Raw genomic sequence first — 13,168 nt, forward strand, 5'->3', positions numbered from 1 at the left:
GTTACCCTCCAAATTAGAATCGATTCCATAATACACATATGATCGCACCCAGTAGCATCGAAGTGACCGTAGCCCAAATCAGAAGACGATATCGAATGAAAAACTTGCGTACAACACCATATTGTTCTTTTCTAATTTTCGTCATTATATATTTCATTGATTTATTGTGGATAGCTAACAATCTGTTACGAATCTTCTTTTGAGCAAAAACCTTTGGCCGTTTTTCTCTAAAAACCCGATAGATCGCCCCTCTGTAATCATCATCGATGCCACTGACTGAAACAAAGTCCTGTTTAGTCGCTGTCCATTCCAAGAAGTCATACAATGAACTCTCTTCGCCATTCTCTTCCACGAAGAACAATAGCTCTTTATATTGATAGTTAGGGAGGCGATAGTCTCCCTCGACATTCCAGAATACATAGGTCAGCCTCTCAAAGAACGATGGATTCACATGCGGTTTTAGCAGTTTTTTCGCTAAACTTTGAACATCAGTTACCGTCCTGTAATCCATCTTTTCCAATCTTTCTCTGATCTTGGCTTCAGAAGAATTAACCGGATCCACGAATCTATATAACGTTAGCAATTGATCGTATTTATCACGGAATTCCGATCCCACCACGTCATCGAAGGAGAAATGCTCGTCCAGAAAGCGCCCAAAGACCAGTAAGCTGCTTTCAGTAATTTGCTGCAATGAACAGCTTTCAAGCAAGGCTTCAACAATACAAGTTTTAGCCCTATCATACAGACTTATCTGATGATTGAGAGCAAGATCTTGCCAGAGCTCAATAAAGAACTGTGCAGCCTTCAAGTTCTCTTCCTTGCCATTCGTCACAATGCTCTTTGCTTGTTTTTTGTACTGGCTTACAATTGATTCCAACCGATGTACATCCGGCAGATTTTCGAGCCAGAAGCGTACATCTCTTTGAAACGTTTGGGTTGTTTTCAATTGTTCAATACGAAGATAGGCATACTGCTCGATAAATTCGTACTTACTAACCCATAGACGACCTAGCATGGCCTTGTATAATTGTGGATCAGCAGCTATTACCTCTAACAGTTCAACCGCTTGCTCATAACCATCACGGCTCAGAATACGAATTATAGACAATAGCAAGAGTGTCTCCGGGGTTGCTTTCCCTTCTTCCGGTAGAATGGCATAACTCTTCACAATGGCTTTTACATATTCAGGCGAATTGGCAGTATAATCTGCTCCCATCTCGCCGCGATAAATTTGAAGCAGTAAACTCCGAAGCTCATGTTTAACGGCGATGTCTTCCGCATTTAAATAACTCAATATGCTGTTAACGACACCCTCCCTGTTGGAGGTATACTGCTCCATGTCCCCGTTAATAATTTGGTACAAAACGTATAAACGATAATATTCGTGTAATTGAAGCGATTCGATCGCCTTACCCTGAAGCGACTCCGAACAGAACGCAAAGAACTTGTGGAGTTCTTCCGCATGATCCTTGTTGTTCCACAAATAATCCAGCCATTTATGCTCGCTTCCGGGGAGGGCCGTATTTACGAAACGTCCCCCGGCAATATCGAACTGATAATCACGTTCGATATTTCGATCAGCAGGGCGTATACTCCCATTCTCCACGAACATAATGTGAATGGATTGTTTACCAACAGGCTCCTTATTGTACGTCATGAAGCCAAGCTTCTCGCGCACAGCAATAGGCAGACAGGTGTAAAGCACCTCCAACAAGCGAGATGCATGAGTAGACAGTTCGATAATGGGTACGTTCAACGTTACGTATATCTTCTTCTTATTCGTAATCGATTGAATGATCGCATACACCAGACATTTGAAAATTGTCTCATCAACACCAAGCTGAGTTAGAAGCTCGCTGCGATTCCAGATTCGCTCCCCTTCTTCCAGCGGAAGCTCTTCCAGTTCGGTAATTACCTTCCCATTGGTGATATCATAGGCTCTTGAAAATCTGGCACCAAATAACCAATCTGGCTGCAACAGAACTTCAGCCTTATTTCCTTTTGGAATAATATATTGATGGGTGAACGATGTGCTTCTCTTGCCTACATTCTCAGAGGCCACATACACAGATTGTCCAATTACTCGATCACCATTACTCGCTTGGAAAGCATATCTGGACGGCGGGTAGAGCTCACCAGATTGTTCTCCACGGGAAATCAATTCCTGCGGCGCAGAGTAAGCACAATAGGTTTGAAGAGTACTTTTGATAAAAGCATTGTCCAGTGATGGTGACTTTGCTATCGAATCAAAGCCTTCCGTCGTATTGAATAGCCCCTCTTTAGCGCGGGCGTAGTAGTGTTGCTGAATGAGGCGCTTAGACACTATGCTTCTCTCCTCTCCACGTAGTCTAACTTGTGCAGCAGCCAGATGAATGGTTCGTCAACTCGAATCGGATTGATGACACTATCAATTTGTCCATTGACTGGGTTGGTACCTAATGCCGAAACGGCAAAATAAGCCGCATCCGAGAAATAGACGTCGATTGCATCTTTGAATGGGCGATCTACCTTCTCAAGAAAACGTCCAATTTCTCCATTAATATTTTGAAACTCCGTGTTGTTCAAGAAGCCTCTATGTACGACATTCTTAAATACGTTGCTGTTGGATGGTATATATTCACCTTGTTCGTCTTTTAAATATTGCAACATATCGCTCTTTGCCAGTACCACAGCAGTTGGAATACTCGTTCTACCGGACTGTTGGTGAGCAATAAAGTTCTCGAATAGCGTCGCTACTACATCAACTGGCGGTGCGGCCAGGCTCGTAAAGTCCCCCTCGTCCGTCCCGGCTCGGAGCTTGATTTTATCCCGAACCGTCTTGATTTGCATCGGATCCACTAGGAATAAAATACCTGATGAATTCTTGATATGAGGACCGAACAGCTCCAAGTAATCACGGCTTGACATCCCCTCACCGGCCACATCAAAGAAAACTAGCGTAAGTGGATTTCGATCGTCTTTGAATTTAAATTGGAATATGAGTGGTTCAGGCTTCGTATTTGGATTTGTCGCGGACAACATTGCCCCGGTCTCGAAAAGCGGTTCTTGATATTCCTGTCGGAACCTTCGGCTAATTTCTGCATTCAAAGGTACGCAAGCTGCGTTGAAGTTACTAGCCGTCATATTCTGGAGCGTTTGGATTAGGGAGGTCATATACACCGTTTTACCGGACTCAGATGCTCCGACCAACGAGATAATATTGCTTGGAACGAGCCCCGAGTTAATAGGCAGTTCATTGTGGCATTCCGGACACAATCGACGTTTGGTAGACTGACTGTAATCATCATTAATTTCTACCAATACCTTACCTGAGTAAGTGCGGTTCTCATATGGAATGGAAACTGGATCGATAATCGCTTCCATATCACCCATCTCCGCCATCTTGAACTTGCGGCGCCATTGATTCAACTTCATATCTTCTTGAAGTGCATAATTCTCGTTGTCATCCTTGTAGTGCGATGCTCGAAACATGACGTCATCCGGTTGGAACTTGCTCATGCAAAATGGACATACAATGCTATAGAAATCCGGTTGTTGCTTGAAAGAAGGCTTTTTCTTGAAAATATTAAACAAACTAAAGAGCATGTATACGCCTCCTTAAATATGAATCAATTCGTAACTGTCTCCGTATACCTTAACGTCCGTGAAGAAAACACGAACATGCTCATCCTTCGCAATCGTAATTTCTGCAGGAGCATTACTACCAGATGTAAAGTCATGTGGAAAGGCATAAACGGTGCCATCATCCTTCGACATCGGAATAGTTCCTGCTTTTTTCACATAGCACAATGTTTCCTTCATCACAGGAGCCTCACTAAATATGGTGATCTCAGCCCTTCGTGTTTTAGCAAACAGAGGCTGCCGATATTTAATCCTGCAATTAATCCTGCATTTGACTCCTTTAATGCGCACCACGTTGTCTTGATCCTGCTGATCGTATGCTGTTAGTCCTCCGTCATGATTCGGAACACAAGGAAAGATTCGGTATAGGCTGGATCCGATCCAATCCACTCTATCCCGATATCCTCCATGTGTCTTGAACTCATTCCGTGTATAAAGGCGCAGCATAGACTCTTTCAGTAAAGATGGCTGTATCTCTTCGCCTTCCTGGTAAGAGTAGATGAAGACATACTCTAGACTCTTCGGCCAATCCCAAGTAATGACGCATACGTTACCGTCCATATGACCCTTTGTTTTCCTAATACGCAGGTGTTCGTCGACTATGTCCCATTTCATCATGCTATAAACCTCCAACGTGCAAGGTACAATCCCACATTTCCATTAGTTCTGTCCAACATGGAACCGGTAATCTTTTTCCAGATAACCATTGTAATATCTTGATGCGTTGCGGTAAAACATCGTATCTTGAATGCGGAAGCCACCCATAAGGTGCAGTTTCTCGATACCACTCTTCTGTTTCTCATTGACACATCCAAGTTTATAAGTCCGTGTTGCATGGTCAAGATTGTAGGCAAACTTTAAGAACTCGCTATCAAAATCTCCAAAGAAATATTTCTCACTATATCGCAATTTCTGCGTTGAACGGTAAATATCAAGGCGAATCGCCGATTCCTCTTCAAGGTTATCAAACAGCTTTCTATAAAGCTCATCTTTCCTAAGTACGACTGTCTGACCGACAAGATTTACATTCGCGCGTGCCAGCAGCTCGTCCTCAAACGATTGACGGAAAGTTGGATGACTAAAAATGTCGCGCTGAATGACCTCAATTAACCGTTCCAATACTGCTTCTGGCTTCTCCATGTTCAATAACGACAAATTACCAAGATACCTCTCATCCCAATAATACTGGTCTCCTTGTACCGCTTCAGCCTGAGACAAAATGGTTTCAATAACAGATTCATAATATTCACTAACATTTCGGTCGAAATCCCGATGGCTTTCAAGTAGACTTCTGCGACTTGCCTCAGTTAGCAGCTCTTGAAGATATACAAATACGTTCGCTTGTTTAGCAAAACGCTCATGCAACCGTTCTATTACTGCAATCAATACTTGAACATAATTCAGCTTCATCTTCGCTTGTAACAAGTCCAACTTTACATCATATATCTTTCCTAGGAGATGATTGATGAAGTTGCGCCGCGTCTTCTCTTGAGAGAATAGTATCTTCCCAAATGACTGAATTCCCGCACGTTCTTCATACATGGTTTCCAGTTTGGCAGAAAGGCCATCAATCGCCTTCACAGTTTCCTTCTTCCATTGCAACAGAGTGCCCAGTACGGAAGACTCAACATTCTGCGAGGTCCAAATAGAAGCACTGATATAACCGTATCTTGGATTTCCGATGATCTGTTGTTCAACCGTTGCGGTCAATTCTGCTTCAATATCCGCTGCATTGAAAGCCTCATTAGCAGCTTTTTCCCAATTATCCGCGAAAAACTGTTCTGCCAAGTCACCAAACAACATCATTTCTGATTGTCGAAGCGTCTGCTGTTTTAGTTCATTGAATGATACGCCGCTTGGAATAATGCTCATTAACTGTTCGGACAATACGCTGCGATCTGGTGTAAGTGAAATCGCCCACCGTTCAATTGAACCAGCATCGATTTTGAAGGCCTCTTGGATTGTACGCTTATCTTGCTCGGAATTACTCCGCAACCTGGCAAAGATATAGTCATAATAGTGATGTAACGTCGCCAAAGCTATCGCCGCATTCGGCCGTCTGACTTTGGAGTAACCTGCACTCGCAAAATAAGGACCGCCTGCATCAAACGTTATATTAGTCCTGAATTGTTGATTATTATAGGGATGATGTTGCGGATTCACCGCCAAGGTAGCTTGTCGGTTCTTAAGCAAGTTGATTCCGCTGATAATATCACTCAGCTCCTGCCAACATTCCGTGGAAGTCAGGCCTCTCTCGTCCTTGTTGCTTAGGAGATAAGCCAACTCGAAAAGTGGTCCGCCAGTGTGTTCTACATCAAGCTCCAGCCCCTTCGTCATTTGAAGTGCTGCAGCTTTAAAGGTATAATCGCGACTCTGATATCTCTCCAATTCACTCAGGAAGCTTATCCCTAATGCCGCGGATAGATCAAAATCTTCTCTGTTGTCTACCTCTTTCATCAGTCCATACAGGTCAATTAGTACTGTACGGAAACTTTCGCTAAAGGTAGCCTTTGTGAGCAACGCTACCTCCTGGAGGATGACATTGGCAGGATCGTCGATACGTGTCACTACCGCAATATTCAACCTTTCCAACGAGGTCACCATACGGCCGTACTCTGCTATTCGACCGTTCATTCTACGCAGTATCCCATTAAGTTCAATTAATAGATCGCGATTTCCCATAAACCGGCTGTACCAATCCGGTCGAAGGGAGCTTAGGTCACTCCCGAGCTCTGGCACTCGGATGGAATAAATGTTATCCCGGACAACCGTCTCATTCATGTAGATGTGAAGGTAGACAACGCTATCGCTGTTTCTCCACTTCTTAACGTTGGCCTCATGCACCTGCTCAAGTGTATCTTTTACCTCATCGCCAATAAATAGGAAGACGAGGGGATACAGAATGCTATATTGTTCATCATAGCTGGATTGCTCCATCTCCATTGCGTAATGGCTTGCGAAAGCCTGAAGTCGTCCATTCATAATACCTCTACCTCCCACATCGCATTGCCACAATCGATGTATAAGCCAATTAGGAAATCGGCATTATTGAATCTTCTGCAGTAATTCCTGCACCTTAATTAGAGATTCCTTGTAGAAGGAATAGGCTTCTTCGCCATATTGCAATTCATTACGTCCATAATCCAACGTATTCTTCGCCTCTTGGAAGCTGTTCAATAACGTATTGAGCTTCATTGTGAGCTTCTCGATATTTTCAGGAGACACAAGTTCGCCGCTGCGCTTGTTCGATTTCTTCGTGAGCAAGCCTATACGCTTCTCATCCAGCGACTTTAACTTAAGGTAAATTTCGAAGTCTACATATTTGCCTGTTTGCATCAGATTGACAAGCGGTTCCCACGCTTCCTCATTGAAGTCATGATCATATACAAACAGAGCACCTTTCTTGATAATGGTTTCGGTATACATCAATTCGATGTAGCGAGTCAGGTATCTTTCTTCGTCTTGTTGGGTACCAAGTATACCCTCTACCTTAGCAATTTGACTGTCGATCTGGGCTAGCTTACCAAGCTCTTCCTTCACCATTGCAAGCAGTTTCGGGTAACGAATCAAGTTCTCCTTGGCCATCTCGATATTTACGCTATTAAAAATGTCCAACCTAGTCGTAGATTCCAACCCTTTGACATTAAATCTATTAAGATCAGCAGCATAACGACGGAGTTCGCCAAGATTAGGCTTGGAGGTATCCAGCTGTAAGTTATATCCTGCCGTAAATTTATCTGCATCAAACGGTACAGTTACGATGACCTCGAAGCGGTTCGATGCACTGCTTTCTTGACCTTTCTCACGAATGATGCCCCGTTTCAACGCCAAATCGAACGTTTGACGAATCTCAGCATTTCGGTTGCGAATCCGCGAATTCACATACGTATCTCCCCATGACTGCTCAGGAATCGGCGAGGGCAGATTCGCCCAGCTAATTTTCTCTGTTTGTACTAAATGCCGACCAATCCCTTCTGCTTCTAGGACCGTTTTCTCATAACTTTCTTCGAACAGCCGCAGCGGCGTATATAAATAGAGCGGAATACCATTTTGCGTATTTAACCAGAAAATCCGGTTCTTGACCTCGCTCTCCTTGACAGTGTATTTGGAGTTGGCTACAGCATTGTTTTGGAAGTTCTTGATCCCCTTGAAAATATTCGGAGCCTTAACCGGCACAGAAACAAAGCCCCATGACGGGAAATTGTAATTACCCAGACTATTACTCAGATGGAAAACCGGCTTCGCTTCCTCGTAAAGCTTACTCGCGATTCGCGTTTCCACCAGACTGTCTAGCGAACCGTCGCCGCCAAACTTAATAGTGAGATACTCTTCCATAGATTTCGTAATCAGATCTCCAAACTGATCAGTCAAGAACTCGGAGACGGCACCTACGATATCGAGCTCTTGCTCACGGATCCATTTGTCCGACTTAGTGAGTAGGTCGTTTGTAAAATCACGAATTAGGCCATCTACGCTCTTCTCTTCCAATACATTGCCGAAAAGTTTAACAACATCAGGCACGCTAACAATATTCCAATAATATGTTCTGTTACCTTTATGATCCACTTTCTCCTGGCCATTCGTCAAAATCTCACCGTTCTTCTGGAACACCTCACTCAATTTATTGAGAAGTTCAGTGAATACACCATAGATCTTATTGTTCTCTTCAAGAATGGAATTATAGAGATCATTATAGAAATCAATAATGTGCTCCTGACGAATTTGATCTGCTCTAAGCTGATACTCGTTGATCTTCGCCTCGATGTACGCATCTTTCTTTCTCTCCTTACCGATGAGAGTGAAACCTTTTGCCTCTGCCATTTTACTAAACGCGACGTCCTTAGCCGCATCGATGTCTCGCTGTATATGGTATTGTTGGGACTGAAGCGCCTCAATAGAGGTCTTGATATGCTCTAATAAGCAGTAAGCGTTATGAGAGACTATCGCCCGGTTCACGTAGAAAGGACCCTGATCAGGCTGTTTAAAGCTTTGAGTAATTTGTTCTTGAAAACGCTCCATAATGCGAGCAGGCAGTTGCCTCCGCTCTCGGAGATACTCCTCGCGGGCTCGAGCTAGAAAGTTCTGTTCCAGCTCCGTATCTATATTTACAATCTGATTCTTAATCACATTGTTGTAATTCAGACGTTCACTATGTTGATAACCAGACAGAGGTTCGGTTACAGCTTTATTAAATTCTCGATGAACATCTTCAACATCCAGACCAAGTTTGTGCGCCAGTCTTTCTACATCTTCGCGCGTCGGTTTTACCTGGAACATTTTCTCCATACGTTTAAAAACTCTATACGCTAAATAGGTGGTCATTTCCTCAATTGGCAGTACCGCAGATGAAGCACCAAGAATGTTATATTTATAGTTTGCTGCGTATGGCTTATTCATCTGGTTAATGTTTGTTTGTATATTGCTTATATAATCATGAATGGCGAACTCCCCGCCGGATTGTCTGTCCTCACTTGCCATAAAATTGGTAATATTCTCGGCAGTAACATTCATGCAATAATCATAAGCATTCTCCAACAACTTGCCATCCAGGTTCGTCGCCGCAATAAGATGTGCCAAATTAAATGGCGCCCTCCAGGATTGCACCTTCAGGATGCTGCCGTATTGCTGCTCGAAACGCTCACCGCGCTCTTCTGTATTCATCCAATAATCCAATTCTTTTAGAGCTGCAAAACCGTTCTTTTTGATATATTCACGCGTATGTTCAGTCAGAGCCGCGCTAGCCAAATTCACATCCGGCGTGAATAAATAACCAAGAATGTTAACCTTGTCGCCACCCGCATCTCCGTAATCGCGATCCATAATCCCACGCACAATATAAGGAATATCCAAAAATGTACCGCTGCCGGTTCCTCCGGATATACCTGTCAGGATAAATACAACTAACTTCTTGCTCGTACCAATCGAAAGCGCCTTAATTTTGCGTTCAATCGTCTGTACGACTTGATTAATTTTAGTAAATAGTAATAGACGTCCCGCCTGGCGGTTGCCGGAAGCACCATTAATACCGTCTGTAATCGTCAACTCTGGTGACAACCACTCTTTAATATACGGTTCCAGCAGACTACGATTCTGCAGAACACTGCCAATCTCAGAATTGGATAACAAAACGAACTCTGTAAGAGGGTCAAGTCCGATTCCATTGAACTTCTTATTCTTTTCTTCCTCGTTCGTTTCGAATCCTAAAAACTCGATGTTAGCTGGCTTATCCTTGACTTTCTTGGTCATTGGATCCACCGGAAGCTTGAACCGTCGATTAATCTGATACTTTAAACGAAGCATCGCATCGATCCCAGTCCCTCCAAGTCCAATAACCAGCATAGGGTTATCAATTGTGTCGACACGGATCTTGTCGCTGACAATCCCCCCGCCGTTTGCTACTTCCAATTGTTCAATATGCTCCCTGACCGATGCCTTCATTCTTCCTGCCCCCTATTTGATATATTCCAATGTAATAGACCTGTTAACGGATTGAAGCAAAATCTTAATTTTGTCATTATTTGCAAGAGTCAAGCCATTTGTCGCATCAATCGCTCTTCCTGCCTTCTCAATTGTGATACTCGACGGATTTAACAATTCGAGCGAATCACCTTTTCCGTGTTTAAAAACAATCTTGGACGTCTCTGCATATTCGGTAGCCAGATTGAGCAGTTGATGTAAACTGAATTTGCCCTGGAATGAATTAAGTTTCTTATATTGCGGACTTGTTCGTTCTCCCGTATCCTCATTTCGGACTTCAATGATTACTTGGCCGAAGAAGCCACGTTTATTTCGTTTCATTAGAGAGTAGACAAAATAGAAAATCACACCAGCAACAGCAATACCAACCATGGAGAGGATTGCAGTCACCAATGGGAAAGGCTTATTTTCCTTCGAGGCAGTAGAAGTTGGTGCCTTTGGTTCAATTGTTTCAGTAGCAGAAGGCTTTATCGGAGTCTGCTCAACCGGTTTGGATACAATTTCTTCGATTTTGATGGCAACGGGGTCCGTTTCTCGCTGGAAGTTAGTGGCCTTCGCTACAACCTGAATCGTGTATGCTCCATCACTAGGAACTGTAAAACTTCCTGTTATACCTAGATCATTTATAGTGAGCTTTGTCTCCTCTTCCTTACCGGTGACCGTATTCGTGGCTATCAGTGAAGCACTGATTCCGTTGTATAAAGAAGCGTCATTGACTTGCTGGCCTGCACTTTCAAAATGAGCAGAAATTGGAACTATATCCCCCGGCTTATAGCTATTGGCTATGATAGATTCCAGCATTAGTTTTAAATCATAGTTATAAACGAGACTAATAGAGATGTTTTCTTTAGCTACGCCTTTCACTTTCAAGAGCCAATCACCCGGTTTTGGTGAAACCAGCTTGAGCAATGAATAAGCCTTGGAACGCGACAGCAGCACATTCTCCGATGGAAGCTTTACTTCAGTACCATCCGGATTCGTCAATTGGAGCTCCACCGGTTTATCTGACAGAATCGATATATTCGCTTCCTGTATGCTTGCATTTGGAACGCTGACAGACACATCATGAAAGTTTCCGTCGGCCGTGTAACTAGATAGCGGTATCATTTTCACTTTCATGTGGTTGGCATAAATTTCACTTAGGATTTCCGGCAGTTTATCCGCAGTGCTTGTAACGAACAACTTCCCTCCCGTTTGCTCAGCAATCGGTTTCAGCAACTCTGTGTTCAGTTTCCCATCTGCATTGAGACCGATCATATAAATCGGGTACCCCTTAGACTTGGCAGTCTTTACAGCATCATCTAGTCTATTATTGGATTCCTCCAAGGAAACGCCATTACGCAATGAAGTGTTCCCATCTGTCAGTACAACGATTAAAGGCGCATGGCCTTCTTCTAACCCTGAATCCAGTACTTTCAGCGCCTCACCAATGCCTATACCTACATCTGTAAAGGACCCGCGGGTCAGTTGATCAATGAATGTCTTTAAGTCTTTCTTGTCTTGTGCGGAGTTGATCTTCAGTAACGCCTTTTCACGGATAATTTGATCGGTATAGGATATAATTCCGAGTTTGTCTCCTTGAGTAGATGCCATATCGATAAACATCTTCATCGCTTCATAACTTACATTATTAACGTCGCTCTCCTTCATGGAACCGCTCACATCTACCGCAATAACTGCATCAATATTCGTCGCGCTTGTCGATTCTGCATGGACATAACCTTGCGCAATCGACAAGGAACACATCAATGCAACAGAAATCGAGCTCAGTACATGTCTAATCTTGACGTTCATTCTTGTTCCCCCACCGTATTATGATATTTCTTAGATATTTCGCAATAGATAAAAACGACAAAGAATAGTACAATAGTCTCTGATCGCTCCCTATATTTTAACTGCAATACTAGTAAATTACTATATGTGTTTAGTTATTATCCAGTTGGATTCTATTACGAAATTAGGAGACTACAATGATTACTAAAGCCTTGATAGGGGTTATGGGAGCATACCTGCTCTGGAAATGGTTCTCTTATGCCAAAACGATGAGAAATAACCTTCCCTCCGATAAGATTGATGCATTTTTCCATGAGAAATTGAATACAGGTGAGCCACATGAATAATAAAATAGCTGTCCAGTTCCGAAAATCATTCCGTACCAGCTATCTGTATCAACGTCTTCGTCATTGCCTGGATTGCGGCAGTTTTACTACATTGGCTTGGCAGGACAAATGCCCCAACTGTGGAAACGAAAAACAGCTTGTGGATTTGGACACAGTTGCTCAAAAGGTAACCTCTCATCGCCGACAGACCGATTATTTTAGAGTGGCAGCGCTTGCATGTGCGGCGGTTATTTTTGCTGAAAACAAATCTGATCTTCTACTGTGCCTCGTGAGCCTCCCGGTTGCAATTGGGCTTTTATTCTTTCTTCAGAATAGATATAAGTCTTTCCTGAAGAACAATGTTTTGCAGCAACTCCTGTTAAACAAAACCAACCAGGTAAAGCGGGGCATCGCAATTGATATTGCCCAAGCTGATCAAGAATTCGAACAAAACCACTATAAAGAGGCTTATGAAAAGCTGCGCGAAGTTGGTGCACTATTAACAGATGATCCCATCAAGCTCAGTAGGCTTCAGTGTCTGAACCATTTTGTGCTGAGAAATGATATGGACTTAGAGTTAGAAACGATAGTTCCTGATTGTTTCAGCCCCGAATTCGTCCAATATTTGAATCAAGTCATTAAGGTCAATCCTCAATTAGCCAAATCGAGTGTTTTTAATTATATTGTAAAGCACCAAAAAGCGATTCAATCCATGGAAGAGGGACCTGAAGTGATGCTTGCAATCGCCGGTGCAACCCTTCGAATGAAAATTTATATTACACAATATCGAGATTTAGTGCTTCTCTATATGATTGGATTTTCAAGAGAAAAGCTACTGAGATTATGCCAGCTGTTAGAAGGCGATGTAGAAGAGGAACTTCGACCTCTTAGAAAACGTGCTTTAGAACTTGCCAAAACAAACTATCATTTTGATCCGGAATTCCAATTATTCATAGAAAGGGTAAAGTGAT

The 13,168-nt window shown here is 43.0% G+C and carries 8 protein-coding genes; 2 read left to right on the forward strand and 6 right to left on the reverse strand.

Going from position 1 to position 13,168, the window contains the following annotated elements; genetic code table 11:
- Positions 1-13: 13 nt before the first annotated feature.
- From AC506A_RS16245 to AC506A_RS16270, 6 genes are all read right to left on the reverse strand, one after another.
- The gene (locus AC506A_RS16245) at positions 14-2,323 is read right to left on the reverse strand and encodes a GAP1-N2 domain-containing protein (protein WP_495462061.1); all 2,310 of its coding nucleotides are present in this window, start codon (positions 2,321-2,323) and stop codon (positions 14-16) included.
- Complete coding sequence (locus tag AC506A_RS16250) at positions 2,323-3,585, reverse strand: TRAFAC clade GTPase domain-containing protein (protein WP_495462062.1); 1,263 nt, start codon at positions 3,583-3,585, stop codon at positions 2,323-2,325. Before AC506A_RS16250 ends, AC506A_RS16245 begins: the two co-directional genes overlap by 1 nt.
- Before the next feature lie 12 nt (positions 3,586-3,597).
- Positions 3,598-4,239: a hypothetical protein gene (locus AC506A_RS16255; RefSeq protein WP_495462063.1), complete on the reverse strand. Its 642-nt coding sequence runs from the start codon at positions 4,237-4,239 to the stop codon at positions 3,598-3,600.
- Positions 4,240-4,281: 42 nt separating this feature from the next.
- Positions 4,282-6,603 carry a hypothetical protein gene (locus AC506A_RS16260; RefSeq protein WP_495462064.1) on the reverse strand — a complete coding sequence of 774 codons (2,322 nt, stop codon included), beginning with the start codon at positions 6,601-6,603 and terminating at the stop codon, positions 4,282-4,284.
- Between the two features lie 63 nt (positions 6,604-6,666).
- Entirely contained in the window at positions 6,667-10,059 is a 3,393-nt protein-coding gene (locus AC506A_RS16265; protein WP_495462065.1) for a tubulin-like doman-containing protein, read from the reverse strand.
- Positions 10,060-10,071: 12 nt separating this feature from the next.
- Positions 10,072-11,892, reverse strand: a complete 1,821-nt coding sequence (locus tag AC506A_RS16270) for a vWA domain-containing protein (RefSeq protein WP_495462066.1) — start codon at positions 11,890-11,892, stop codon at positions 10,072-10,074.
- 176 nt (positions 11,893-12,068) lie between these two features.
- Between AC506A_RS16270 and AC506A_RS16275 the strand changes: the two genes are divergently transcribed.
- Together AC506A_RS16275 and AC506A_RS16280 are read left to right on the forward strand one after the other, a co-directional pair.
- On the forward strand, positions 12,069-12,218 hold the full coding sequence (locus tag AC506A_RS16275; RefSeq protein ID WP_495462067.1) for a hypothetical protein: 150 nt from the start codon (positions 12,069-12,071) through the stop codon (positions 12,216-12,218).
- Positions 12,211-13,167 carry a hypothetical protein gene (locus AC506A_RS16280; RefSeq protein WP_495462068.1) on the forward strand — a complete coding sequence of 319 codons (957 nt, stop codon included), beginning with the start codon at positions 12,211-12,213 and terminating at the stop codon, positions 13,165-13,167. Before AC506A_RS16275 ends, AC506A_RS16280 begins: the two co-directional genes overlap by 8 nt.
- Position 13,168 lies beyond the last annotated feature (1 nt).

It is taken from the genome of Paenibacillus sp. N22P23, assembly GCF_059383735.1.

Coding starts and splice junctions, on each gene's coding strand:
- AC506A_RS16250 (WP_495462062.1), bottom strand. CDS start 3,585: ATGCTCTTTAGTTTGTTTAATATTTTCAAGAAAAAGCCTTCTTTCAAG.
- AC506A_RS16255 (WP_495462063.1), bottom strand. CDS start 4,239: ATGATGAAATGGGACATAGTCGACGAACACCTGCGTATTAGGAAAACA.
- AC506A_RS16260 (WP_495462064.1), bottom strand. CDS start 6,603: ATGAATGGACGACTTCAGGCTTTCGCAAGCCATTACGCAATGGAGATG.
- AC506A_RS16265 (WP_495462065.1), bottom strand. CDS start 10,059: ATGAAGGCATCGGTCAGGGAGCATATTGAACAATTGGAAGTAGCAAAC.
- AC506A_RS16270 (WP_495462066.1), bottom strand. CDS start 11,892: ATGAACGTCAAGATTAGACATGTACTGAGCTCGATTTCTGTTGCATTG.
- AC506A_RS16275 (WP_495462067.1), top strand. CDS start 12,069: ATGATTACTAAAGCCTTGATAGGGGTTATGGGAGCATACCTGCTCTGG.
- AC506A_RS16280 (WP_495462068.1), top strand. CDS start 12,211: ATGAATAATAAAATAGCTGTCCAGTTCCGAAAATCATTCCGTACCAGC.